The 24379-nt window shown below is 65.5% G+C and carries 18 protein-coding genes and 2 riboswitches; of the genes, 11 read left to right on the top strand and 7 right to left on the bottom strand.

The annotated features are described in order from the left end of the window. Positions 1-1623, top strand: coding sequence for a methyl-accepting chemotaxis protein (locus tag F2P45_RS20265; protein ID WP_166879190.1), 1623 nt, complete (start codon positions 1-3; stop codon positions 1621-1623). Positions 1624-1638: 15 nt separating this feature from the next. On the opposite strand, the gene gcvP is transcribed toward F2P45_RS20265, so the two are convergent. The 3 genes from gcvP to gcvT form a co-directional block, all read right to left on the bottom strand. Beyond that, the gene (gene gcvP / locus F2P45_RS20260) at positions 1639-4536 is read right to left on the bottom strand and encodes an aminomethyl-transferring glycine dehydrogenase (protein WP_166879188.1); all 2898 of its coding nucleotides are present in this window, start codon (positions 4534-4536) and stop codon (positions 1639-1641) included. Between the two features lie 94 nt (positions 4537-4630). Further along, on the bottom strand, positions 4631-5011 hold the full coding sequence (gcvH, locus tag F2P45_RS20255; protein WP_166879185.1) for a glycine cleavage system protein GcvH: 381 nt from the start codon (positions 5009-5011) through the stop codon (positions 4631-4633). A 61-nt stretch (positions 5012-5072) separates the two neighbouring features. Beyond that, positions 5073-6191 carry a glycine cleavage system aminomethyltransferase GcvT gene (gene gcvT / locus F2P45_RS20250; protein ID WP_166879181.1) on the bottom strand — a complete coding sequence of 373 codons (1119 nt, stop codon included), beginning with the start codon at positions 6189-6191 and terminating at the stop codon, positions 5073-5075. A gap of 71 nt (positions 6192-6262) precedes the next feature. After that, positions 6263-6368, bottom strand: a riboswitch (glycine riboswitch). Between the two features lie 18 nt (positions 6369-6386). Next, a riboswitch (glycine riboswitch) is annotated at positions 6387-6472 on the bottom strand. Positions 6473-6609: 137 nt separating this feature from the next. On the opposite strand from gcvT, the gene F2P45_RS20245 reads away from it, so the two are divergent. After that, entirely contained in the window at positions 6610-7170 is a 561-nt protein-coding gene (locus F2P45_RS20245) for an ATP-dependent Clp protease proteolytic subunit (RefSeq protein WP_166879178.1), read from the top strand. A 165-nt stretch (positions 7171-7335) separates the two neighbouring features. On the opposite strand, the gene F2P45_RS20240 is transcribed toward F2P45_RS20245, so the two are convergent. Together F2P45_RS20240 and F2P45_RS20235 are read right to left on the bottom strand one after the other, a co-directional pair. Beyond that, positions 7336-7605, bottom strand: a complete 270-nt coding sequence (locus tag F2P45_RS20240; protein WP_166879175.1) for a hypothetical protein — start codon at positions 7603-7605, stop codon at positions 7336-7338. Positions 7606-7787: 182 nt separating this feature from the next. Then, positions 7788-8426: a hypothetical protein gene (locus F2P45_RS20235; protein WP_166879171.1), complete on the bottom strand. Its 639-nt coding sequence runs from the start codon at positions 8424-8426 to the stop codon at positions 7788-7790. A 258-nt stretch (positions 8427-8684) separates the two neighbouring features. Between F2P45_RS20235 and F2P45_RS20230 the strand changes: the two genes are divergently transcribed. From F2P45_RS20230 to F2P45_RS20195, 8 genes are all read left to right on the top strand, one after another. After that, positions 8685-11108, top strand: coding sequence for a DUF1631 family protein (locus F2P45_RS20230; RefSeq protein WP_166879169.1), 2424 nt, complete (start codon positions 8685-8687; stop codon positions 11106-11108). Between the two features lie 130 nt (positions 11109-11238). Beyond that, positions 11239-11907: a phosphatase PAP2 family protein gene (locus tag F2P45_RS20225; protein ID WP_188130186.1), complete on the top strand. Its 669-nt coding sequence runs from the start codon at positions 11239-11241 to the stop codon at positions 11905-11907. A gap of 188 nt (positions 11908-12095) precedes the next feature. Beyond that, positions 12096-15623 (top strand): chromosome segregation protein SMC, encoded by a 3528-nt coding sequence (smc, locus tag F2P45_RS20220; RefSeq protein WP_166879165.1) that lies wholly within the window; start codon positions 12096-12098, stop codon positions 15621-15623. Next, positions 15620-16783, top strand: a complete 1164-nt coding sequence (locus F2P45_RS20215) for a cell division protein ZipA C-terminal FtsZ-binding domain-containing protein (RefSeq protein WP_166879163.1) — start codon at positions 15620-15622, stop codon at positions 16781-16783. The genes smc and F2P45_RS20215 overlap by 4 nt, the downstream gene beginning before the upstream one ends. A 65-nt stretch (positions 16784-16848) precedes the next feature. Next, complete coding sequence (ligA, locus tag F2P45_RS20210; protein WP_166879232.1) at positions 16849-18882, top strand: NAD-dependent DNA ligase LigA; 2034 nt, start codon at positions 16849-16851, stop codon at positions 18880-18882. Further along, the gene (gene galU / locus F2P45_RS20205) at positions 18869-19762 is read left to right on the top strand and encodes a UTP--glucose-1-phosphate uridylyltransferase GalU (protein WP_166879161.1); all 894 of its coding nucleotides are present in this window, start codon (positions 18869-18871) and stop codon (positions 19760-19762) included. Before ligA ends, galU begins: the two co-directional genes overlap by 14 nt. Continuing rightward, the gene (gene def, locus F2P45_RS20200) at positions 19759-20295 is read left to right on the top strand and encodes a peptide deformylase (protein ID WP_166879158.1); all 537 of its coding nucleotides are present in this window, start codon (positions 19759-19761) and stop codon (positions 20293-20295) included. Before galU ends, def begins: the two co-directional genes overlap by 4 nt. A gap of 35 nt (positions 20296-20330) precedes the next feature. Then, positions 20331-20819, top strand: a complete 489-nt coding sequence (locus tag F2P45_RS20195; protein WP_370663288.1) for a hypothetical protein — start codon at positions 20331-20333, stop codon at positions 20817-20819. 10 nt (positions 20820-20829) lie between these two features. Here F2P45_RS20195 and F2P45_RS20190 read toward each other — a convergent pair whose 3' ends face one another. Together F2P45_RS20190 and F2P45_RS20185 are read right to left on the bottom strand one after the other, a co-directional pair. Next, positions 20830-21531 (bottom strand): dienelactone hydrolase family protein, encoded by a 702-nt coding sequence (locus F2P45_RS20190; RefSeq protein ID WP_166879156.1) that lies wholly within the window; start codon positions 21529-21531, stop codon positions 20830-20832. Positions 21532-21595: 64 nt separating this feature from the next. Beyond that, complete coding sequence (locus F2P45_RS20185) at positions 21596-23233, bottom strand: M28 family peptidase (protein ID WP_166879153.1); 1638 nt, start codon at positions 23231-23233, stop codon at positions 21596-21598. A 203-nt stretch (positions 23234-23436) separates the two neighbouring features. On the opposite strand from F2P45_RS20185, the gene F2P45_RS20180 reads away from it, so the two are divergent. Next, positions 23437-24324: a CPBP family intramembrane glutamic endopeptidase gene (locus tag F2P45_RS20180; RefSeq protein WP_166879150.1), complete on the top strand. Its 888-nt coding sequence runs from the start codon at positions 23437-23439 to the stop codon at positions 24322-24324. The last annotated feature ends 55 nt before the right edge of the window (positions 24325-24379 follow it).

Genomic DNA, 24379 nt, shown 5'->3' with positions numbered 1-24379 from the left:
ATGCTCGAACGCCTGCGTATCGGTCCCAAGCTGCTGCTCGCTCCCTGCATGGTGCTGCTGCTGCTGATCGTCTCCTCCGGCAGCGCGTGGTATGCGATGGTGCGCCAGAACCAGGCGGTCGACATGATCGTCAACGAGCGCGCCGCCCGCATCCGCGAAGCCGGCGAACTGGCGACCGACGTCCAGCAGGCGCACGCGCGCATGTACCAGCTGCTGACCTGGATCAGCGCCAGTTTTTCGGCGCCGCGTATCGATGGGCTGGGCCAGGATATCTATCAGCGCCACGCCGCCATCGAACGCAAGTTCGCGGCCCTGGCGCGGCGCACCGGAGGCCATGGCCCCGAGCAGCGCTTCATCACCCAGGCCGGGGCCGCGCACGCGACCTACGTGCGCGCCATCCTCGACGTAATCGAGTTTTCCCAGGTCGACCATTCGATGAGTGCAAACGCCATGTCCAAGGCCGAACAGGCCTTCGGCGTGGTGGCATTGCGGCTGGCGGAACTGGCGCGCTTCGAGCAGGAACTGAGCGAACACGCCTCAAGCCGCGCGGCCGCCGATTTTGCAGCCCTGTCGGTGCTGATGCCGCTGCTGGTGGCGCTGTCGGTGGCCGCCACGCTCGGCATCACCACGCTGGTGCGGCGCGCGCTGCTGCGCGGCGTGGCGGACGTCAAGCGGAGCGCCGGGGAACTCGCCAGCGGCGACCTGACGGTCAAGAACCGCAGCTACGGCAGCGACGAAATCGCCGACAGCGCGCGCACGCTCGATGCGGCCATCGGCTCCCTGAACGTCACCCTGAAAAGCATCCAGGCCTCGGCGCGCTCGATCGATTCGGCCTCGCGCGGCATCGCCAGCGGCAGCGCCGGCCTGTCGCGCAGGAATGCGGCCCAGGCCAGCGTGCTGCAGCGCGCGGCCGGCACGGTGGGCCAGCTTGGCGCGGCGGCCGGCGGCGCGGTCGAGGGCGCGCACAGCGCCAACCTGCTGGCCGACGAGGCGTCGATGCAGGCCCTGTGCGGCGGCGGCGTGGTCGACCGCCTGGTGCTGTCGATGGCGGCGCTGCGCGCCAACGCGCAGCGCGTGGCGCAGCTGGTCGGCGTGATCGATCAGCTGTCCGGCCAGACCAATGCGCTGGCGCTCAATGCGGCGCTGGAAGCGGGCAGGGTTGGGGAGCAGGGCGGCGGCCTGGCCGCGCTGGCGGGAGAAGTGCGCGCGCTGGCGCAGCGCACGGCCGGCGCCGCGCACGAGATCACGGCCTTGACCGCGCAGTCGCTGGCCGACATCGACAGCGCCAGCGCCAGCGCCTCGGACGCGGGCGCGCGCATGGCCGGCATCGCACTGTCGGTGCAGCAGGTGGGAGAGACGGTCGGCCGCATCGGGCAGGCGAGCGCGGGCCAGGCCGGCGGTATCGGCGCGGTGAGCGCGGCGATCGTCGAGATGGAGCAGATGACGCGCCACAATTCGGTGCTGGTGAAAGAGGCGGCATCGGCAGCCCGACGGCTGCAGAGCCAGGCGCTAGCCCTGTCGCAAGCGGTCGGCGGATTTCAGTTCGACGACAGCGTGCCTGAAACGGCAGAGCCGCCGAAGAAGACCGCGCCGCATCTGCGGCTCGCTTCCCGGCGGCCCTGATAACGGCGAGTGCGCTTACTCGTAGTCGCTGATCGGCGCGCAGCCGCAGAACAGGTTACGGTCGCCGTAGACATTGTCGGCGCGGCCGACCGGCGGCCAGTACTTCTGCTTGCGCAGCGACGCCACCGGGAAGGCGGCCGCCTCGCGGCTGTACTTGTGCTCCCAGACGTCGGCGGTGACCACTTCGGCCGTGTGCGGCGCACCCTTGAGCGGGTTGTCCATGCGGTCGTACTCGCCGCGCTCGACCTTCACGATCTCGGCGTGGATCGCGATCATGGCGTCGATGAAGCGGTCCATCTCGGCCTTCGATTCGCTTTCGGTCGGTTCGATCATCAGCGTGCCCGGCACCGGGAAGCTCATGGTCGGCGCGTGGAAACCGAAGTCCATCAGGCGCTTGGCCACGTCTTCGTTGCTGATGCCGGTGGCGTCGGTGATCGGGCGCAGGTCCAGGATGCACTCGTGCGCCACCAGGCCGTCGTGGCCCGTGTACAGTACAGGGTAATGCGGGGCCAGGCGGCGCGCGATGTAGTTCGCGGCCAGGATCGCCGTTTCGGTGGCGGCGGTCAGGCCTTCGCCGCCCATCATCGCGATGTACATCCACGAAATCGGCAAAATGCTGGCCGAGCCGAATGGCGCCGCGCTGACCGCGCCGATGCCGGCTTGGTCGCGCGTGTAGCCGGTCGAACGCTGGTTCGGCAAAAACTTGGCCAGGTGCGCACCCACGCCGATCGGGCCGACGCCAGGGCCGCCGCCGCCGTGCGGGATGCAGAAGGTCTTGTGCAGGTTCAGGTGGCTCACATCGCCGCCGAAGCTGCCCGGCGCGGCCACGCCGACCAGCGCGTTCATGTTGGCGCCGTCGATGTAGACCTGGCCGCCGTGCGAGTGGATGATCTCGCACAGTTCCTGGATACCTTCTTCGAACACGCCGTGGGTCGACGGGTAGGTGACCATCACGCAGGCCAGGTTGGCGCTGTGCTGTTCGGCCTTGGCCTTGAGGTCCGCCAGGTCGACGTTGCCGCTGGCGTCGCAGGCGGTGACGACCACCTTCATGCCGACCATATTGGCCGACGCCGGATTGGTGCCGTGCGCCGACGACGGAATCAGGCAGATATTGCGGTGGCCTTCGCCGCGCGACTCGTGGTAAGCCTTGATCACCAGCAGGCCCGCGTACTCGCCCTGCGAGCCGGCGTTCGGCTGCAGCGACACGGCCGCGTAGCCGGTCAGTGCGCACAGCATGTCTTCGAGCTGGCCGATCATTTCGCGGTAGCCGACCGTCTGTGCGTCCGGCGCGAACGGGTGGATGTTGGAGAACTCGGGCCAGGTCACCGGGATCATTTCGCTGGTCGCATTGAGCTTCATGGTGCAGGAACCGAGCGGGATCATGGTGCGGTCCAGCGCCAGGTCCTTGTCGGCCAGGCCGCGCAGGTAGCGCAGCATTTCGTGTTCGGCGTGGTAGCGGTTGAAGGTCGGGTGGGTCAGGTAGGTGCTGGTGCGCGCCAGCGCTTCCGGGAAGGCGTTCTGCGCACTTGCATCAAACGCGTCGAAGTCCGGCGACGCCGGGGCGTTCGGGACGCCTTGCGAAAAGATCGTCCACAGCAGCGCGATATCTTCGCGGGTGGTGGTTTCGTCGAGCGAGATGCCGACGTGCTGGTCGTCGACCTTGCGCAGGTTGACGCCGTGTTCGATGGCGATCGCGTGCAGTTCGGACGCGCGCGCGCTCTTGATGGTCAGCGTATCGAACCAGGTGGTGTTGACGATCTCGTAGCCGAGCTGGCCGAGTTTGGCGGCGGCGATGGCGGTGAAGCGGTGCACGCGCTGGGCGATGCGCTGCAGGCCCTTCGGACCGTGGTAGACGGCGTACATCGAGGCCATCACGGCCAGCAGCACCTGCGCGGTGCAAATGTTGGAGGTGGCTTTTTCGCGGCGGATGTGCTGCTCGCGCGTTTGCAGGGCCAGGCGGTAGGCCTTGTTGCCCTGCGCGTCGATGGTCACGCCCACCAGGCGGCCGGCCATGCTGCGCTTGAATTCGTCGCGCGTGGACAGGTAGCCGGCGTGCGGGCCGCCGAAACCGAGCGGCACGCCGAAGCGCTGGCTGTTACCGACAACCACGTCGCAGCTCCAGTCGCCCGGAGGCGTCAAGAGGGTCAGGGCCAGCAGGTCGGCGGCGGCAACGACCATGGCGCCGGCCGCGTGCAGTTTTTCGACGGCGGCGCGGTAGTCGCGCACGTCGCCATTCACGCCAGGGTACTGGATCAGCACACCGAAGCATGGCTCGGTCAGACCGCCGATGTCGGCGGCGGCGATGGTGCGCACTTCCACGCCGATCGGCTCGGCGCGCGTCTGCACCACTTCCAGGGTTTGCGGCAGCACGTCGTCAGCCACATAAAACACGTTCGAGGCCGATTTGCCGACGCGCTGGATCAGGGTCATGGCTTCGGCGGCGGCGGTGCCTTCGTCGAGCATCGACGAGTTGGCGATGCCCATGCCGGTCAGGTCGGTGATCATTTGCTGGAAGTTCAGGATCGCTTCCAGGCGGCCTTGCGAGATCTCCGGCTGGTAGGGCGTGTACGCGGTGTACCAGGCCGGGTTTTCGAAAATATTGCGCAGGATGACGCCCGGCGTATGGCTGTTGAAGTAGCCCTGGCCTATCATCGACTTCATGACCTTGTTCTTGGCGGCCAGCGCCTTGAGTTTGCCCAGCGCCGCCTGTTCCGGCATCGGCTCGAAGAACTGGCCCAGTTCCAGCTTGCTCTTCTTGCGGATGTTGGCGGGCACGATGGCGTCGATCAGCGCCGCGCGCGACGGATAGCCGAGCGTGGAAAGCATGGCCGCCTGTTCGGCGGCGGAGGGGCCGATGTGGCGCGGGATGAACGAGTCGCGTGCTTCGAGTTGGGTCAGGCTGGTGCGGGTCATGGTAGTGGGAGCCGAAAAAAGACTGCCGCAGCGAATGGCGGCGGCGAACTGAAAAAATGGCCGCCGCGATGGTCATCGGGGCGGCCAGGAGTTTTTACTCTGCGGTAGCTTTGCCGTAGGCGGTGGCGTCGAGCAGGCCGTCGATGGCGCCGGCGTCGCTCGGCTTGAGCTTGAACAGCCAGGCCGCGTAAGCGTCGGTGTTGATCGAGTCCGGCGCGTCGGCGACGGCGTCGTTGACGGCGATGCACTCGCCCGACACGGGCGCATAGATGTCGCTGGCGGCCTTGACCGATTCGACCACGGCGGCGTCGTCGCCGGCGGTGAGGATCTTGCCGACTTTCGGCAGTTCGACGAAGACGATGTCGCCCAGCGCGTCCTGCGCGTATTCGGTGATGCCGACGGTGAGGGTGCCGTCAGCTTCGGCGCGCACCCATTCGTGGGACTCGGTGTATTTCAGGTCGGCTGGGATGTTCATTGTGTTTGCTCCAAGAGGTCGCGGTAAGGTAAATATGACGTAATGTAGGTGGTGCCAGGAATCAGGCAGCGAGGATTTTACCGTTTCGCACGAACGGCAGCTTGATCACGCTGGCGGCCAGCTTTTTGTCGCGGATTTCGACGTGCACGGTGTCGCCCACGGCCACGCCCATCGGCACGCGCGCCAGCGCAATCGCTTCCTGCATGGTCGGGCTGAAGGTGCCGCTGGTGATTTCGCCGGTGGCGCCGTCGGCGGCGACCACTTTCTGGTGCGCGCGCAAAATGCCGCCTTTTTCGCGCAGGATCAGGCCCACGTACTGCGCGTTCTGGCCCATGGCCTTGAGCGCGGTCTTGCCGATGAAGTCGCGCTCGGAGACCAGATCGATGGTCCACGCCAGGCCGGCGTCGAGCGGGTTGACGGTGTCGTCCATGTCCTGGCCATACAGATTCATGCCCGCTTCCAGGCGCAAGGTGTCGCGCGCACCCAGGCCGGCCGGCTTGACGCCGGCGGCCACCAGCGCGTTCCATAGTGCGTCGGCCTGCGCAGCGGGGAAGGCCAGCTCGAAGCCGTCTTCGCCGGTGTAGCCGGTGCGCGCCACCATCACGTCGCCGAAGGCGGTGTCCTTGACGATGACGGCGTTGAACGGTTTCAGGGGCTCGGACGCGGCCTGGGTGGTCGGCAGCACCTGCCATACCCTGGCGCGCGCGTTCGGGCCCTGCACGGCGATCAGCGCCATCGGGTCGTTGCCGTCGCGGCGCTGGGTGATGGTCACGCCGCTGCCGGTGGCGTCGTTTTGGGCTGTGATCCAGGCCACGTCTTTTTCGGCGGTGCCGGCGTTGACGACCAGGCGGAACCAGGTCTCGCTGAAGAAGTAGACGATCAGGTCGTCGATGACGAAGCCCTGCGGATTGAGCATGCACGAATACAGGGCCTTGCCGGCCACTTGCAGCTTGTCGACGTTATTGGCCAGCAGGCCGCGCAGGAAAGGGCGGACGTTGTCGCCTTCGATATCGACCACGCACATGTGCGAGACGTCGAACATGCCGACATCGCTGCGCACGGCGTGGTGTTCTTCGATTTGCGAGCCGTAGTTGACGGGCATGTCCCAGCCGCCGAAATCGACCATCTTGGCGCCGGCGGCGCGGTGTGCGGAATTGAGCGGAGTCGCTTTAAGCGTCATGGAATCCTCAAGGCAGAGTGAATGGGGGTACGACGAGCAGACGTGATACGGCTCTGCCGTTCCGTGATGCTTCGCGCCCCTCTGTCCTTGGTACCTGAGAGATAGCGGATGCGAGTCCGCCTGCCCCTTCGGTGGGCCGCCGGCATGGTGCCGCGGCCGCTCTCCAGAGTTCAGCCGGGGGCGCTGTGCGCCGCCGACCCCTGACCGGTCCTTTTGCCTGAGAGTTTTTGGGTGATGCCCCTTCGGCGGCAGCCTGCGCTGCCCTCTCCCGATCAAGACTGAGGAGGATATGCCAGCAGGGCGTAACTGTCAACCTTGCAGAGGGGGTGCGGGGGGCGCGCACGAATGAGGGGCGCACGGAAACCCATGGTTTGCCCGATTTGTTAAAATAATTCATCTACTTTGCGAGCAGACAGCCATGAGCGAAGAAAAAACGACCCCATCGACGGATGCCTGGTTTACTTTGTCGGGTGATGTCAATAGCGATATGGTGCATCGCGTGTTCGAAGCGGTGTCCGGCATGACCGAGAACGGCGTCGAAACGGCGCACGTGCTGATCCAGTCCAACGGCGGCTATGTCAGCGACGGGCTATGCCTGTACAACTTCCTTTTCAACTCCCCGGTCAAGTTTGTGATGTACAACGCGGGAGCGGTGGCGTCGATCGCCGTGATCCTGTTTTTGTCCGGGACCCGGCGCTACGCCAGCGAGACGGCGCGTTTCATGGTGCACAAGTCGCATGCCACGGCCTCGCCGGGGGCGCGTCCGGACGCACTCAATATCATCGTCGAAGGGCTGCGCGCCGACGACGCCCGCACCGAATCGATCCTGCGCAAGCATATCGAGCTGCAGCCGGAGCAGTGGGCGATCCACCAGTATTCCGACCTGCACCTGACCGCGCGCGACGCCAAGGTGGCGCGCATGGTCAATGACGTGGCCGACTTCGCGCCACCCAAAGGCGTGCGTATTCGCAATATTTGAAGCGCAGGCTCAGCCATTAGCTGGGCCGCCTTCCGATACCGGCCGCAACGGCCAAAAAAAGAGCCTGTCAACGGCCAGGCCGATGCAGACTCTCTCAATTGATTCCTGTTAACCTGCTGCATGGCGCCGCCCGGAAACCCGGCGACGCCTGCGGTATCAGACTAATCAGCTTTTGCTGCCGCCGCTTTTGTTGCCGCTGCCGGAAGACGATCCCGACTGTTTGCTGCCCGAGCCCGAACCGGACTGTTTCGAATTGCTGTCGTCATTTTTGTGGCTTTGACGGCCGGCTTCGACGTGCTGCTCATGCGTGCCGCCCTGGGTCCCGCCGCTTTTGCTGCCCGAGCCGCTGCCGGAGCCTTGCGAGCCCGATTGCTTGTTGGAACTGGAGCTATCGCTCTGCTTGTTGCCTTGACCGCTTTTCTGATTCGAGTTCATGTTCATTCCTTTTCGAAGTTTGAAAATGTCGTGCTCGCCGATGGTGCTGAGGAAGTGCTCTCGTCAGCGTTTCCGGTGACACAATCATGCGAGCCGCACTGTTGAAGAGGTATCGGAATCCACCTTGAACTCGTGTAGGATTAGTTCCTACAAAATTGAAATACATTCTGATAAGAATCGACTCAAGCGCGCGGCGGCATGCGGCTGCCGCGTTCAGCCTCGACGGCGGCGTTGACCGCGAGCAAGGTGGTCTGGAAGGCCAGGTTGTCGATGATGCGCGCCACCCGCGCCAGCCGCGCCGCTGCGTCCCCGCAGCCTGGCGATAGCGGGCCGGGCCGGCTGCCGATGGCGCCAGGGGAGGCGCTGTCGACGCCGGCGCCGCGCGCGCCGCCGGCGTGCATGGCCCGTTCGATCAGGTTGCCGCGCGGCGCCGGCAGCGCAAGGGGTGGGCGCTGTGCCGGCGGCGCAGCGGGCGGGTGCTGCGCCGGCGTGGCGGGCACGCTCACGGCCGCCCTGAGCCACAAGCCGAGCAGGGCCGCCCCGGCGCCGTTGGCGCCGATACAAAACCACACCCACAGGCGCGCGCTGGCGTAGTTGGCCTCGGCCTCGGCCCCGGTGTTGGTGGCATCGGCCGCACCGGCGGCGACAAAGCGCAGGGCGCCGCCATTGTCGGCTAAACTTTGGGCGGCCGCTGCCGTTACCGGCTGCATCAGCGCAAGCTGACTGAGCAGTACGGCGGCCAGCCAGGCTCCGAGGCCGACCAGGATGGCGAAGCACAGCGTCAGTGTCAGCTTGAGATCGGTGCGGCGGCTGGCGATCATGGCGAGGTCCTTGAGAAAGAGGTTGCTCTGTGGAATTGTTATTATGTTAGAGAAACTTCTAGCCTTGAGTTTGTTTCTAATCAACAGTTGAAATGACGATGTGAGGCTTCTTCTTGAGGGAAAAGCAAGAATGAGCACACTCATCCTGCGCTTAAACAAAAAATAACACTTTGTTTCAAACTTTCCGGTTGCCGGTCGGCAATAATGTGAGAGAATGTTTGTTATGGCAAAAGATCTTTAACCCCGAACGAGCAGACAATGGCTCCACCTTCACCCTCCACCGCTGCAAGGAAGACAGGTCCGTCACGCCACGAGTTGCTGGATACGCTGCTGGGCAGCGTGACCAAGCACGTCAATGACCAATTGATGGCGGTAGCGACGCGCCTCGTTGCGGCGTTGCTGGATGTGACCGATCCCGCGCTCGATGCGCGCACGGTGTTCCTGCGGGTGAAATCGGGTAATCTGCTAAAAAACAACACTTACGCTTTCTTCCATGTGGCCGCCTCCGGCATCGTGCGCGCCATGCGCGCCGAAATCGATGTGCTGGCGCCGTCGCCCAAGAAAACCGTGGCGGCCCTGCCGGCCACGCTGGAGCTGGTGCCTTATGAAGAGATGGACAGCCGGGTCGTGTTCGACGCCATCAGCCGCCCCTTCGAAATGCAGTATGCGACCCAGATCGCCACGCTCAATGTCCGCCTCGGTTTCCTGCTCGAACGCGAAGTGCTGCGCATCAGCCAGAACCCGTTCCGGCCCGAGATGTTCCTGTCGGCGCTGCAGCAGGCCTGGCGCGAGTTCGAACCGGACCCGGATGCCCACAGCCTGATCCTGCCGATGCTGCGCCCCTCGCTGCTGTTCGATTTCGCGCCGATGTACGACGCCCTGTGCGATCTGCTGATCAACAAGAACGTGCAGCCCGGTTCGGTGGACGCGTTCAAGATCAAGAAAACCGAGAGCGCGGTCGCGGCCAAGAAGGCGCGCGCCAGCAGCCAGGCCGAGCTGGCCAAGCAATTGCGCCAGTTCCTCAGCGATGAGGAGCAGGCCCCGGCCTCGTCGTTCGATATTCCGATGATTCCCGACCTGCCGGCCATGGCGCCGTCCGGCGGCGGCTGGCGCCCGAGCGGCGCGGCCGCGTTCCATGGCGCGCCCGGCGCCGCTGGCGCCGAGGCCAGCGTGCCCGCGCCATGGCAGGGCGGCCCGCCGGCCCAGGGCGGACCGGCAGGGCAGGGCGTGCATGCCGCGCCCGGCTTCGCGGCGCCGCAGTCCGGCGGCGGCGGCGGTATCGACGCGGGCGGCTTCGGCCAGTCGGGGGAGGGCCAGGTGCTGGTGCCGGCCTCGCTGCTCGACGTGCTCAAGGGTTTCCAGGGCTTCCAGGGCGGCTTGCCGGCCCAGTTCGGCAATATCGCGCCGACGCCGGTCGAAGCGCAGACGGGGAACGTGTTCTATTTGCCGCGCTTGAAGGAAAGCATTCCAAAAGGGACACTTTCGCGCGGCGACGAGAGCACCATCGACTTGCTGTCGAAGATTTTCGAGACGGTCTTCCTCGATCCGAACATTCCCAAGGATTCGCGCGACCTGATCCAGTCGCTGCAAATTCCGGTGCTCAAGGCCGCGCTGGCCGACAAGAATTTCTTCTTCGAAGAAACGCACCCGGCGCGCCGCATGATCGACCTGATGTCGACCATGGGCCTGGAGCAGCGCTCCGGCCCGGACGATCCGCTGTTCCAGGTGATGCAGCGCGGCGTCGAGCGGGTCGGGCGCGACCAGGACGACGGCGGCGCGCCGGCCGATGTGTTTTCGGAAGTCGTGGCCGAGCTCGAAGAAACCATCAAGGCCGAGGAGCATGCGGCGGCCACCGCCATTGCGGCGCCAATCGCCGATGCCCTGCGCAAGGAAAAAGTCACCGCCGCCACCCGCTCGGCCAGGACCGCGGTCGCGGCCCGGGTCGGCAGCGGCCAGGTGGTCGCCATGCTGGAAACCTTTCTTGAAAAGAAGTGGACCTCCGTGATGACGGTCGCCTACAGCGTCGAGGAAGACAAGCCGGGCGCGGTCGGCAATGCGACCAAGACCATGGATGAGCTGATCTGGAGCGTCAAGCCGAAGATCACGCACGAACAGCGGCGCGACCTGATCGGCAAGCTGCCGAGCCTGCTGGCGACCCTGAACAAATGGCTCGACGTCATCAAGTGGCAAGATGCCGACCGCATCCAGTTTTTCGCCGACCTGGCCGAGTGCCACGCGTCAATAGTCCGCGCACCGCTCGACATCACGCCGGAACGCCAGCTCGAAATCGCCGTCGAAGTTGCCCAGCAAGACGCGATGCGCCGGCTGGAAAAGGAAAACGAAGCGCTGGCCGAGGCCGAACAAGCGGCCCATGCCGAGCTGGACGATGCGGAACTCGGCGTCGACGCCCTCGAACGCAATATGTGGATCGAATTTACCGATCCGGACGGCAGCATCCGCAAGGTCAAGCTGGCCTGGATCAGCCCGCTGCGCACCCTGTACATTTTCTCCACCGGAGCGCGCCAGGAAGCATTTTCGCTCTCGTCCGACAAGCTCATCGAAGCCTACCGCGCCCAGCGCGTGCGCGTGATGACGGTCGAGGGCGTGGTCAGCCGGGCGCTGTCGCAGGCCATGGACGAGGCGCTCAGCGACTCGGAAAAGGCGCAATCGGTTGCCGCCTGAGACGGGCGCGCACGCAGGGGTGTTCCGTTAGTATCCGCACATTGTTAACATTCGCGTATCATTCGGACCGGGCCTGACCGCTGCCGTAGTACCGGCCTGGCCCGGCTTTTTTCACTTCCGGCTTTTGTCTATGAATTGGTATCACCTTAGCGCGCTGGGCGGCATTGCCGTCACCGCACCCCTGGGCGCGGCCATCGCCGTCTGGCTGGCCGCCGCCCACTGCCGCCGCCGCGCCCTGTACTGGTGCCTGCTGTTCGGCGCCACCCTGATGGTTGTCATCGCTAGCAAGATCGCCTTTCTCGGCTGGGGCGTCGGCATCGAAGCGGTCCATTTCGCCGGTTTCAGCGGCCACGCCGCGCGCGCCGCCGCCGTGTTCCCGGTGGCCGCCTACCTGGCGCTGTGCGGACGACCCAAGCTGTGGCGCTACGTGGCCGTCAGTGTCGGCGTGTTGCTGGCGCTGGGTGTGACGCTCTCGCGCGTCATGGTCGACACGCACAGCGTATCGGAAGCGATCCTCGGCTGCATGCTGGGCCTGGCCTGCGCCGCCGCCTTCATCGCCTTGGTGCGCTCGAACCGCCAGTTCCAACCGAGCCCGATCCTGATTGCGCTCAGCGTGGCGGTGCTGTGCATTCCCTACAAGGGCGAAGCGCACAGTTCCCAGCAGTGGATGACGGGCCTGGCGCTCGGCCTGTCCGGGGCCGACCGGGTGTACACCACGGCCACCTGGGGGCCGACCCGCAATCCGTACTCGCCGCCGTGCCCGAAGGACGAACGCTACTTCAATTACGTGTGTTTTTGATATTTGCCCGCTTGCCGGCCAGTTTCTCGATGACCTATACCGTTGGATCCGTCGTTCCCGCGAAGGCGGGAACCCAAGGCATCGTCGCTTGGCAAAGAACTCACCCCCCGGCCTACGCCCCATCCCCGAAAACATGACAACAAATGGTATGATGGCCACCTTTAGGATTCCCGAGCTAGCTATACAACGTGCGCCTGTCTTCCATCAAATTGTCGGGATTTAAGTCATTCGTCGATCCCACCAATTTCCAGGTGCCGGGGCAGCTGGTTGGCGTGGTCGGTCCCAATGGTTGCGGCAAGTCGAACATCATCGACGCGGTACGCTGGGTGCTGGGCGAATCGAAGGCCTCCGAGCTGCGCGGCGAGTCCATGCAGGACGTCATTTTCAACGGCTCGACCCACCGCAAACCGGCCGGGCGCGCCTCGGTCGAACTGGTCTTCGACAATAACGACGGCAAGGCGTCCGGCCAATGGGGCCAGTACGCCGAAATCGCCGTCAAGCGCACCCTCACGCGCGACGGCACCTCAACCTACTACATCAACAGCCAGCCGGTGCGCCGGCGCGACATCCAGGACATCTTCCTCGGCACCGGGCTCGGTCCGCGCGCCTACGCCATCATCGGCCAGGGCATGATCTCGCGCATCATCGAATCGCGCCCGGAAGAACTGCGCGTGTTCCTGGAAGAAGCGGCCGGCGTCTCGAAGTACAAGGAGCGCCGGCGCGAGACCGAAAACCGCCTGAACGACACGCGCGAAAACCTGCTGCGCGTGGAAGACATCCTGCGCGAACTGAACGCCAACCTCGAAAAACTCGAGGCGCAGGCGGTCGTCGCCAACCGATTCCACTCGCTGCAGGCGGACCAGGAAGAAAAGCAGAAGCTCCTCTGGCTGCTGCGCAAGAACGAAGCGCAGACCGAGCAGAATCGCTACTTCCGCGAGATGGAACAGGCCCAGACCGACCTGGAAGAGCAGACCGCCAAGCTGCGCCACGTCGAACTCGATCTGGAGCACCTGCGCCAGGCGCACTTTTCGGTGGGCGACCGCCTGCATACGGCGCAGGGCCACCTGTACCAGACCAACTCCGAAATCGGCAGCCTGGAAGCGCAGATCAAGTTCGTGATCGAATCGCGCAGCCGCCTGCACAACCAGTTGCTGGCGCTGAACGCCCAGCGCAACGGCTGGCAGACGCAAAGCGGCGACTACCAGCAGCAGATCGAAGAAGCCGAGTACCTGCTCGAAGAGCTGGGCGGGCGCGTGGAGCAGTCGCAGATGAGCGCCGAGGCCCAGGGCGAACGCCTGCCCGAGCTGGACGCGGCCTGGCGCGCGGCCCAGCACAAGACCACCGAATCGCGCGCCCGCATCATGCAGGCGCAGCAGCAGATCGAACTCGAATCGGCGCACCAGCGCAACGCCTCGAACATTCTCAATGGCCTGCAAACGCGGCGCGAGCGCCTGCAGCAGGAAAAGAACGGCCTCAATCTCCCCGACAGCAGCCACCTGGCCAACCTGCGCATGCAGTTGGAGGAAAAGCAGCAGGCGCTGGAAGAGCAGACCATGCTGCTCGAAGAAGCGACCGAACAGCAGCAGCGTACGGAAGAAGAACGCAGCGCCGCCCAGGCCCAGGTCAATCTTGAGGCCGCGGCCAACGCGCAGCTCGAAGCGCGCCTGTCGGCCTTGAAGCAACTGCAGGAACGGGTGCAAACGCAGGGCAAGGTCCAGCCCTGGCTGCAAAAGCACGAACTCGATGCGCTGCCGCGCCTGTGGCAAAAACTGGGCATCGAACAGGGCTGGGAAACGGCGCTCGAATCGGTGCTGCGCGAGCGCACCGGCGCGCTCGAAATGTCGAACATCGAATGGGCCAAGGCCTTTTTCAGCGATGCGCCGCCGGCCAAGCTGGCGCTGTATGCACCAATGCCGGCCGGCGCCGCCGCACCTGTCGACACGCCGGGCCTGAAACCGTTCGCCAGCCTGCTCAAGCTGAACGAGGCGGGCCTGCGCGGGTTGTTGGGCGACTGGCTGCACAATGTGTACGCCGCCGACGACACGGCCAGCGCCTTTGCCGAACGCGCGCGCCTGCCGCAGGGCGGCTCCTTCATCACGCGCCAGGGCCACGTGGTGACCGGCTCGAGCGTGCGCTTTTACGCGGCCGACAGCGAGCAGGATGGCATGCTGGGACGCCAGCAGGAGATCGACAACATCGGCAAGCAGCTGCGCGCGCAGACCATGCTGGCCGACGAAGCGCGCGCCCGCGCGGTGCGCGCCGACGCCGCCATGTCGGACCTGGCGCGGCGCCTGCAGGATGCGCGCCAGCGCGTCGCCACGCTCACCCAGGGCGTGCATGCCTTGCAGATCGAGGTGGTCAAGCAGTCCGAGGTCGAGGCGCGCTTCAACCAGCGCAGCACCCAGATCGGCGCCGACCTGGCCGAGATCGCGGCGCAGGAAGAAGAACAGCAGCAGATCCGCATGGAGTCCGAAGAAAAGTTCGAACAGCTCGACATGGAGCTGGCCGAATTGCAGGGCGCGCACGAAGACGGCCAGACCGACTTCCTGGCGCGCGAACAGGCGCTGGCCGACGCGCGCGAAAAGCTGCGCGAACTCGAACGCGCCGCGCAGGAGGCGCAGTTCGCCGAGAAATCCCAGCGCAGCAAGATCGAAGAACTGCGCCGCAGCATCGCCACCGCCACCCAGCAGGCGAGCCAGGTGGGCGAGTCGATCGCGGTCGGCCAGATGGAGCTCGAAGCGTTGGAGAGCGGCGCCGCCAGCGACGGCCTGCAAGACCTGCTGGAGCGCCGCACCAGCCAGGAAAAGGCGCTGTCGGACGCGCGCCATGAACTCGACCAGATCACGCAGCAGCTGCGCGCGGCGGAAGACGCGCGCACCCAGTCCGAGCGCAGCCTGCAACCGCAGCGCGACAGGATCATGGAAATGCAGCTCAAGGAGCAGGCCGCGCGCTTGAACCAGGAGCAGTTCGCCGAAGCGTTAAAGACGGTCGACGCCGACGAAGCGGCGCTCTCCGAAAAGCTGCACCCGGACATGAAGCCGTCCTACCTGCAAGGCGAGGTGACGCGCCTGACGAATGCCATCGCGCTGCTTGGGGCGGTCAACCTGGCCGCGCTCGACGAGCTGGCGCAGGCGTCCGGGCGCAAGAACTTCCTCGACTCGCAGAACAACGACCTGGTCGAGGCGATCAACACGCTGGAAGACGCGATCGCGCGCATCGACAAGGAAACGCGCGAGCTGCTGCAAGATACCTTCGACAAGGTCAATCACCATTTTTCGGAACTGTTCCCGATCCTCTTCGGCGGCGGCAACGCCAAGCTGGTGATGACGGGCGACGAGATCCTCGACTCCGGCGTGCAGGTCATGGCGCAGCCGCCGGGCAAAAAGAACGCCACCATCCACTTGCTGTCGGGCGGCGAAAAAGCGCTGACCGCGACCGCGCTGGTGTTCTCGATGTTCCGCCTCAATCCGGCGCCGTTCTGCCTGCTCGACGAGGTCGACGCGCCGCTGGACGACGCCAACACCGAGCGTTTCTGCCGGATGGTGAAACGGATGTCGGACCATACTCAATTCCTTTTCATCTCGCACAATAAAATTGCGATGGAAATGGCCAATCAACTGATCGGTGTGACGATGCAGGAGCAGGGCGTATCGCGCATTGTGGCGGTGGACATGGAGTCCGCCGCGAATTTTGCTACCGAGGCACAAGCAGCATGACAGATTTACAAATGAGCCTGATCGGCGCGGCCGGCGTATTCGTCGCCGGCGTCTTCGCGTACAACAAATGGCAGGAGCACAAGGCCAAGAAGAGCGTCGAACGCGCCTTCGCGTCCGAGCACGACGACGTGCTGCTGCGGCCCGGCGACATCGTGCGCAGCGAACCGACCCTGGACATCAACCCGGCCCCGGTGGCCGCCGATGCGCCGGCGCCGGTGCCCGTCCCCGCCGCGCCAGGCGCACCGGCCGCAAGCCCGGCGCCAGGGGCCGCGCGTGCCGACGATTCCCCCGTGGCCCCCAGCGCGCCGGTGGCGCCGGTGGTTCCGGTGGCACCGGTGGAATTGATCACGCCGGCCGCCGAACAGGCTACCAGCCTGGTCGACCCGCTGATCGACGTGCTCATTCCGCTGGCGCTCGAAGCTCCCGTGCGGGGCGACAAGATCCTGCCGATCCTGCACACCCTGCGCCATGTCGGCAACAAGCCGGTGCACTTCATCGGGCTGCACGTCAACGGCGACTGGGAACCGATCGTCCACGGCGGCGTGTACACCAAGCTGCAGGCCGGCGTGCAGATGGCCAGCCGCACCACGGCGCTGAACGAACTCGAGTACTCCGAGCTGGTCACGCGCCTGCGCGCGGTGGCCGACGACATCGGCGCCGAGCCGGAAATTCCGGACATGATCGAAGTCATGGGCGAGTCGCGCACCTTGCACCGCTTCGTGGCCGGCCACGATGCGCAGCTGGGCGTGAACCTGATGTCGTACGGCGCGCCATGGTCGATCGCGACCCTGATCGGCGCCCTGGAAAAGCAGGGCTTCGACGTGCGTCCCGATGGGCGCTACATCATGCCCGACGGCGACGGCGGCCAGCTGTTTACCCTGACCACCAACGTCACCCTGGGCGCCGACACCACCTCGCGTCTGACCCTCCTGCTGGACGTGCCCTGCGTGGCGCCGGCGCGCAACGGCTTCGGCGCCATGCTCGATTGCGCCAGGGCGCTGGTGGGCCGCCTGGACGCCGTCATCGTCGACGACAGCGACCAGCCGCTGACCGACCAGGCGCTCAATGAAATCAACAGCCAGGTGCTCGATTTCTACCAGGAGATGGACGCGGCCGACATTCCGGCCGGTTCGACGCGCGCCATGCGCTTGTTCAGCTAACAGAAAATATCATCGTGACCACAACAACAACGACAACGACGCAGGACGGCGATGATCTCGGCCGCATGGCGCAGCTTACGGCCGAACTGAATCGCCACATTTTCTCTTATCACGTGCAGGATGCGCCGACCATTCCGGACGCCGAGTACGACCGCCTGTTCCGCGAACTGCAGGCGCTCGAAGCGGCCCACCCGGAAGCGGTATCGGTCGATTCGCCCACCTACCGCGTGGGCGCGACGCCGCTGCCGGAGTTCAAGCAGGTCACGCACAGCATCCCGATGCTGTCCCTGAATAACGGCTTCGAGGACGACGACATCGTCAACTTCGACCGCCGCGCGCGCGAAGGGCTGGGGGCGGACGAGGTGGAGTATGCGGCCGAACTCAAATTCGACGGCCTGGCGATCAGCCTGCGCTACGAAAACGGCGTGTTCGTGCAGGCCGCCACGCGCGGCGACGGCGCCACCGGCGAAGACGTCACCGCCAACATCCGCACGGTGCGCGCCATTCCGCTGCGCCTGCACGGCGACACCGTACCCGCGGTGCTGGAAGTGCGCGGCGAAGTACTGATGTACAAGGCCGATTTTGCCAAGCTCAATGCGCGCCAGCGCGACGCCGGCCAGAAGGAGTTCGCCAATCCGCGCAACGCCGCCGCCGGCAGCCTGCGCCAGCTCGATTCGCGCATCACGGCCACGCGCAGCCTGCGCTTCTTCTCGTACGGGGTGGGCGCGCTGGAAGGCGCCGACATGCCGCCATCGCACTCGGCCCTGCTGGACTGGTACCAGACGCTCGGCCTGCCGGTCTCGGGCGAACGCGCCGTGGTCGTTGGCGCGCAAGGCCTGATCGACTACTACCGCGACATCGGCAAGCGCCGCCCGGCCCTCGCTTACGAAATCGACGGCGTGGTGTATAAAGTCAACCGCCTCGAACACCAGCAAAAGCTCGGTTTCGTCTCGCGCGCGCCGCGCTTTGCGATTGCCCACAAATTCCCGGCCGAAGAAGCGCTCACGCAGGTGCTTGACATCGAAGTGCAGGTCGGCCGCACCGGCGCCATTACCCCGGTGGCGCGGCTGGCGCAGGTGAACGTGGGCGGCGTGAACGTCACCAACGCCACCCTGCACAACGAAGGCGAAGTGCGGCGCAAGGATATCCGCATCGGCGACACCGTCATCGTGCGCCGCGCCGGCGACGTGATTCCCGAAGTGGTGTCGTTCGTGGCCGAGCGTCGCCCGCAAGATGTGCGCGAATTCGTCATGCCGGCCAACTGTCCGGTATGCGGCTCGCCCATCGTGCGCCTGGACGACGAAGCCGTGGCGCGCTGCTCCGGCGGCTGGACCCATTGCAGCGCCCAGAAGAAGGGCGGCCTGATGCACTTCGTGTCGCGCCGCGCGATCGACGTCGAAGGGCTGGGCGACCAGCTGATCGAACAACTGGTCGACAAGGGCCTGGTCCACACCGCGGCCGACCTGTACACGCTCGACAAGGCCAAGCTGGCGGGCCTGGACCGCATGGCCGCCAAGTCGGCCCAGAACGTGGTCGACGCGCTCGAAAAATCGCGCGACACCACCATGGCGCGCTTCATTTACGCGCTCGGCATCCGCAACGTCGGCGAATCGACCGCCAAGGCGCTGGCCCAGCACTTCGGCAACCTCGAAGCGCTGCTGCACGCGGCCAGCTTCGAAGGCGGCCTGCAACTGCTGGAAGTGCCCGACATCGGCCCGATCGTGGCGCGCTCGATCAGCGAATTCCTGACCGACGCCGACAACCTGGCGCTGGTGCGCACCATGGCGGGCGTGCTGCGCTGGAAGGAAGGCGAGCATGTGATGAAAAACACCGGCGCCATGGCCGGCAAGACCTTTGTCATCACCGGCACCCTGCCGACCCTGTCGCGCGACGAAGCCGGCGCGCTGGTCGAAGCGGCCGGCGGCAAGGTGGCCGGATCGGTATCGAAAAAAACATCGTACGTCGTTGCCGGTGCGGATGCCGGCAGCAAACTGGCCAAGGCGCAGGAGCTCGGCATCACGCTCCTCGACGAAGCGGCCCTTCTTTCACTGCTGGCGACAGCATCTTCCACGGAACCGAATCAAGATGAATCCAGTTAGAAAAGCAGTCTTTCCCGTAGCCGGTCTGGGTAGCCGTTTTCTGCCGGCCACCAAGGCCCAGCCGAAGGAAATGCTGCCGATCGTCGACAAGCCGCTGATCCAGTATGCGGTCGAAGAGGCGGTTGCCGCCGGCATCACCGAAATGATCTTCATCACGGGCCGTAACAAGCGCGCCATCGAAGACCATTTCGACAAGGCTTACGAACTCGAATCGGAACTCGAAGCGGCCGGCAAGGAAGCACTGCTCGAACTGGTGCGCAACGTGATCCCGAAGAACATCAACTGCATCTACATCCGCCAGTCGGCGCCGCTGGGCCTGGGGCACGCGGTGCTGTGCGCGCGTCCGGTGGTGGGCGACGAGCCGTTCGCGGTGCTGCTGGCCGACGACTTCATGGATACCGATCCGGGCGAGCGCCCGGTGCTGGCGCAGATGACCGATGTCTACGCCTACGAGCAATGCAGCGTGCTGGCGGTGCAAGAGGTACCGCGCGCGAACACGCGCCAGTACGGCATCGTGAAAGCCACGTCCTACCGCGAAAACCTGGAACTGGTGTCGCAGATCGTCGAAAAGCCGATGCCTGACGTGGCGCCGTCGACCCTGGCGGTGGTGGGACGGTATATCTTGTCGCCCAAGATTTTCCGCTACCTGGAGCACATCGGCACCGGCGCCGGCGGCGAAATCCAGCTCACCGACGGCATCGCCGCGCTGATGGCGGCCGAACGGGTGCTGGCCTACCGCTATGCGGGCCAGCGCTACGATTGCGGTTCCAAGCTGGGCTACCTGACGGCGATGACGGCGATGGGACTCAAGCACCCGGAAACCGGCGAAGGCTTCCGCACCTTCCTCGAACAACTTCACCGCGAGCAGAACTTCTCATGACCGTCCGCGAGATTCTCAAGATGGGCGACCCGCGCCTGCTGCGCGTGGCCGAACCGGTACGCGAGTTCGGCACGCCGGCCATTGAGGCGCTGATCGCCGACATGTTCGACACCATGCACCATGCGAATGGCGCGGGGCTGGCGGCGCCCCAGATCGGCGTGAATCTGCAGCTGGTCATTTTCGGCTTCAAGGACAACGGGCGCTATCCGGACGCGCCGGCGGTGCCGCAGACGGTGCTGATCAATCCCGTGCTCACGCCACTCTCAAGCGACAAGGAAGACGCTTTCGAAGGCTGCCTGTCGGTGCCGGGGCTGCGCGGCAGCGTGCCGCGCTTTACCCGCCTGCGCTACGAAGGCGTGGACCAGCATGGCAATCGCATCGATCGCGAGGTCGACGGTTTTCATGCGCGCGTGGTGCAGCACGAAGTCGACCACCTGCTCGGCATCCTGTATCCGATGCGGATCACGGACTTCAGCAAATTTGGCTACACCCAGGTCATGTTCCCCGACCTCGATCCCGACGACGACGATTGATCACCATGATATTGAAAACTTTGACGGGCCTGGGCTTGGGTCTAGGTTTAGCCCTGCTGGCATCCGCTCCGGCGCTGGCCCAGGGTGCGCCAGCTCCCGAGGCCAAGGCCTTCGACGGCAGCGCCAAGCGCAGCCAGTTGTGGCTGACCAGCGGCTTTGCGACCTACCACTTCCAGAGCGACAAGGACCTGAACGGGCGCAATCCCGGGATTGGCGTCGAGTACCGCCTGTCGGAAGATTCGGCCCTGACGGCGGGACGCTTCTTCAACAGCGACCGCCAGCACTCGAAGTATGCGGGCATGTACTACCAGCCCCTGTCGTACGCGGGCGTGCGCTTCGGCGCGGTGTTCGGCGGCTTCGATGGCTACCCCAAGATGCGCGATGGCGGCTGGTTCCTGGCGGCGATTCCGACCGCCACGTTCGAGTACAAGCGCGTGGGCGTGAACGTGGCGGTGGTGCCGACCTATAAAGACCGGCTGCATGGCGGGATTTCGGTACAGCTCAAACTCAAGCTGTTCGAATAAGCGGCGGCTTTTAACCCTGCTTGAGGTGCTGCGCGAAAAAGGCCCGCGTTCGTTCGTTGGCCTGCGCCGCCGCCTGCGCATCGAAGTGCACGCCGTTCCAGCGCGCGAAGGCATGGTTCCGGCCGGGGTAGGTGAAAATCTTCACCAGCGGGTTGCCCTCGGCGGCCCTGGCGATGGTGGCGCGGGCGTCCGCTGAAATGTATTCGTCGGCTTCGCCCAGGTGCATCATGAGCGGGCAGGCGAGCGTCTTGAAGGCGCCGGCGTGTTTCTCGGTGCCGCCGCCGTAGTAGGCCACGGCGGCGTCGGGCCTGGCGCGGGTGGCGGCGAGGAATGTCAGCAGGCCGCCCATGCAAAAGCCCATCACGCCCGCCTTGCCGGTCGCACCTGGCAGGGCGCGCGCCGCCGCCAAGGCGGCGGCGATGTCGTCGACGCCTTTGTCGATGTCGAACGCCTTGTACAGCGCCATGGCTTTTTTCCATTCGGCCTCGGACTGGTCGCTCAGTTCCACATTCGGTTCGAGGCGCCAGAACAGGTCGGGGCAGACCGCGATATAGCCTTGCGCGGCCAGCCGGTCGCAGGTTTCGCGCAGGTCGGCGTTGATGCCGAAGATCTCCTGCAGGACGACGACGGACGGCGCCGGCGTGGCGGCAGGGCGGGCGACGTAGGCGCCAAAGCTGCCGTCCGGCGTGTCGATGGTGATGCGTTCGTTCATGTGCGGCCTCCTCGCGGTAGTGAGGAGGCCATAGTGGCACAAAGCGCCGAATCGGCTCGCCCGCTTAGCGCTTGATCTTCCCGAGAGGATCACCCTTGTTCCAGGTCGGCATGGTCGCCGCATTGGCCACCTCGTACCCCAGATTAAGCGTGAACTGCGCCTGCTGCACCATGCCGCGCAAATCCCAGGCCGGGTTGTACTCGTCGCTGACCTGGTGGTAATGATCCTTGAAGCCGACCATCCTGGCGCTGGAGCCGCCGTGGTCATGGTCGAATGCGAAGCTGCCGTCGCCCGAGAACACGGCCGACCCCACGTTAAAGGCCGGCACGCCCGCTTTGGCGAAATTGAAATGGTCGGCGCGGAAGTAGGCCCCGCCCAGGTCGGGCGTCGACGGCGCCAGGCGCAGGCCCATTGCCTTGGCCACCTTGGCGGCGCTGGCGTGCAGGCTGCTGCGTTCCGCGCCCGCCACCCCGATGTCGCGCGTCGTGCCCACGAAATTCATGCTGTCCAGGTTCAGGTCCGCCGCCGTGCTGGCCAGCGGCCAGAGGGGTTCGCGCACGTAGCCGAGGCTGCCGATCAGGCCCTGTTCCTCGGCGCACGGCCACAGGAAGATCTGGGTGCGTTTGGCCGGCTGGCGCACCGCCGCCTGCGCCATCGCCAGCAGGGCCGCCGCACCGGAGGCGTTATCGACCGCGCCATTCCAGATATGATCGGGCTTGCCCTCAACGCTGTCGATGCCCAGGTGGTCCCAGTGGGCCGAGTAGATCACGGCCTGCTCCTTGAGTTTGGGATCGGTGCCGGGCACGATGCCGGCCACGTTGAACTGTTCGACCGGGCGGATCGCGCTGTCGACGGCGACGCTGGCGCGGGCGTTCAGGTCGACCGCCTTGAAGCCGCGCACGTCGGCTTTGGCGCGCAGCGCATCGAGGTCCTGGCCGGCGGCGGCGAACAGCGCGCGCGCGGTGTCTTCCTGCAGCCAGCCTTGCAGCGCGTTGCCGGCGCCGGCCAGGTGGAACTGTTCCTTGCTCATGCCGTTGGCCGGCACGCTCCATGGGTAGGAGCTTGACTCGGTCGTGTGAATGAGCAGCACCCCGGCGGCGCCGCGCCGCAGCGCTTCTTCGTACTTGTACATCCAGCGCCCGGGATAGGTGAGCGACTTGCCGCCGAAGCGGTTCGGTTCCGCCGCCGTCGGCTTCGGGTCGTTGACCATCATGATCAAGAGCTTGCCCTTGACGTCGACGCCTTGGTAGTCGTCCCAGTTCTCGTCTTCGGCGCTGATGCCGTAGCCGACGAACAGCACCGGCGCCTCGAAGCGCACGGTGGGCTTGCCGCTGGCGTTGTTGAAAACGATCTGCGTGCCCAGCTTGGGCGCGAGCGTCTTGCCGCCCACCTCGAAGCTGACCGCGCTGGTCGGCAGCGTTCTGGTGCCGACCATTTTCACGGACTGGCGGTAGCCCTTGCCGGCGCCGGGCAAGAGCCCAATGGCGGCGGCCTGCGTTTCGAGGTAGCGCACGGCCAGATCGCCGCCGCGCTGGCCGGTGCCGCGCCCTTCGAGCATGTCGTCGGCCAGAAAGGACAGGTGCGCGCGCAGCGGCGCTTCGGCGACCGCCGGCGTGGTGGCCGCGCCGGCGGCGCGTTTCCGGGCGAGGGCCGGCTGGGTGGCGAGGACGAGGCCGATGGCGAGTGCGGAAACGCGGCGCATTGATGCTCCAATGAAAATCGAACATCCTGCCATGAATGGGGCGGGGAAGCAATGCGGGTTTGCCTCAGGCGCTGCCCGCTATTTACTTACGAGCCGCTTATCAATTACAATTTTGCAACTTTGGCCGCCTGCGGGCGTGCCCGGCACATTCACCCATTCCCGTACCGCCATTCTTGCCGTGGCCAGCCTGATCGGAAAAACACATGATGCATCTCTCCGCCGCGCTGGTGACGACCTATGGTCTCCTGGCGCTTGCCGTTTGTTCGCTGTGGCTCGCGCCCGTGAAGCTGCGTCCGGGATTGACCGTCGCGCCGTGGCTGTGCATGCTGGTGCTGGCCTGCGCGAGCGGTGTGGCGAGCGGCCTGCTGTCGCTGGCGGCGATCGGGGCCATTGCCGTGCTGGGTGCGCTGGCGTATGCGGCGCGGCGCTGTCAAAGCGGGCCGCTGCGGGTGCTGTTGATGGTGGCGATGGGGTGCATGATGCTGGCGCTGTCGATGCACCGGTTTCCGGGATTCGTCAATCCGCCGCTGGTGACCGATATGGTGGTCAGCGCGGCTGCCAAACCGGTGACGCACCGGCTCAATTTCGATACGGCCGCCGCCGGGCTGATCCTGTTCGCGCTGTTCTGCGTGCCGGCGCGCACCGGCGAGCAGTGGCGCGAGGTCGGGCGGCATTACTGGATCATCCTCGGCACGCCGCTGCTCGTGCTGCCGGCCGGGCTGCTGGTCGGGTATGTGGATGTGGACCTCAAGCTGTTGGCGTACACGCCGGTGTTCATCGCGCTCAATCTGCTGTTTACCTGCGTGACCGAGGAAGCGTTTTTCCGTGGCTTGATCCAGGTGCAACTGAGCCGCGCGCTGGATCGCTGGAAGGCGGGACCGGCCATCGCCATGTGCGTGGCGGCACTCCTGTTCGGGCTGGCGCACGCGCGCGGAGGGTGGACCTTTGTCGGCCTGGCATCGCTGGCCGGACTGGGCTACGGATATGCCTTCCTGCGCTCGAAGCGCATCGAAACGGCCATCCTGACGCACCTGGCGCTCAACAGCATTCACTTTATCGCGTTCACTTACCCGCGCCTGGGTAACGGGTGATCTTGCGGGCTTGCGCAACGACCCTTTTCGCATGAATAAATCCGCAATTTTGTTG

It is taken from the genome of Massilia mucilaginosa, assembly GCF_011682145.1.
Taxonomy (GTDB): domain Bacteria; phylum Pseudomonadota; class Gammaproteobacteria; order Burkholderiales; family Burkholderiaceae_D; genus Telluria_A; species Telluria_A mucilaginosa.
This window is presented reverse-complemented; position numbering and strand designations above follow the sequence as displayed.

Bases quoted from the DNA above. Each gene is read 5' to 3' on its own strand.
- F2P45_RS20265 (WP_166879190.1), top strand. From the start codon at position 1: ATGCTCGAACGCCTGCGTATCGGTCCCAAGCTGCTGCTCGCTCCCTGC.
- gcvP (WP_166879188.1), bottom strand. From the start codon at position 4,536: ATGACCCGCACCAGCCTGACCCAACTCGAAGCACGCGACTCGTTCATC.
- gcvH (WP_166879185.1), bottom strand. From the start codon at position 5,011: ATGAACATCCCAGCCGACCTGAAATACACCGAGTCCCACGAATGGGTG.
- gcvT (WP_166879181.1), bottom strand. From the start codon at position 6,191: ATGACGCTTAAAGCGACTCCGCTCAATTCCGCACACCGCGCCGCCGGC.
- F2P45_RS20245 (WP_166879178.1), top strand. From the start codon at position 6,610: ATGAGCGAAGAAAAAACGACCCCATCGACGGATGCCTGGTTTACTTTG.
- F2P45_RS20240 (WP_166879175.1), bottom strand. From the start codon at position 7,605: ATGAACTCGAATCAGAAAAGCGGTCAAGGCAACAAGCAGAGCGATAGC.
- F2P45_RS20235 (WP_166879171.1), bottom strand. From the start codon at position 8,426: ATGATCGCCAGCCGCCGCACCGATCTCAAGCTGACACTGACGCTGTGC.
- F2P45_RS20230 (WP_166879169.1), top strand. From the start codon at position 8,685: ATGGCTCCACCTTCACCCTCCACCGCTGCAAGGAAGACAGGTCCGTCA.
- F2P45_RS20225 (WP_188130186.1), top strand. From the start codon at position 11,239: ATGAATTGGTATCACCTTAGCGCGCTGGGCGGCATTGCCGTCACCGCA.
- F2P45_RS20215 (WP_166879163.1), top strand. From the start codon at position 15,620: ATGACAGATTTACAAATGAGCCTGATCGGCGCGGCCGGCGTATTCGTC.
- ligA (WP_166879232.1), top strand. From the start codon at position 16,849: ATGGCGCAGCTTACGGCCGAACTGAATCGCCACATTTTCTCTTATCAC.
- galU (WP_166879161.1), top strand. From the start codon at position 18,869: ATGAATCCAGTTAGAAAAGCAGTCTTTCCCGTAGCCGGTCTGGGTAGC.
- def (WP_166879158.1), top strand. From the start codon at position 19,759: ATGACCGTCCGCGAGATTCTCAAGATGGGCGACCCGCGCCTGCTGCGC.
- F2P45_RS20190 (WP_166879156.1), bottom strand. From the start codon at position 21,531: ATGAACGAACGCATCACCATCGACACGCCGGACGGCAGCTTTGGCGCC.
- F2P45_RS20185 (WP_166879153.1), bottom strand. From the start codon at position 23,233: ATGCGCCGCGTTTCCGCACTCGCCATCGGCCTCGTCCTCGCCACCCAG.
- F2P45_RS20180 (WP_166879150.1), top strand. From the start codon at position 23,437: ATGATGCATCTCTCCGCCGCGCTGGTGACGACCTATGGTCTCCTGGCG.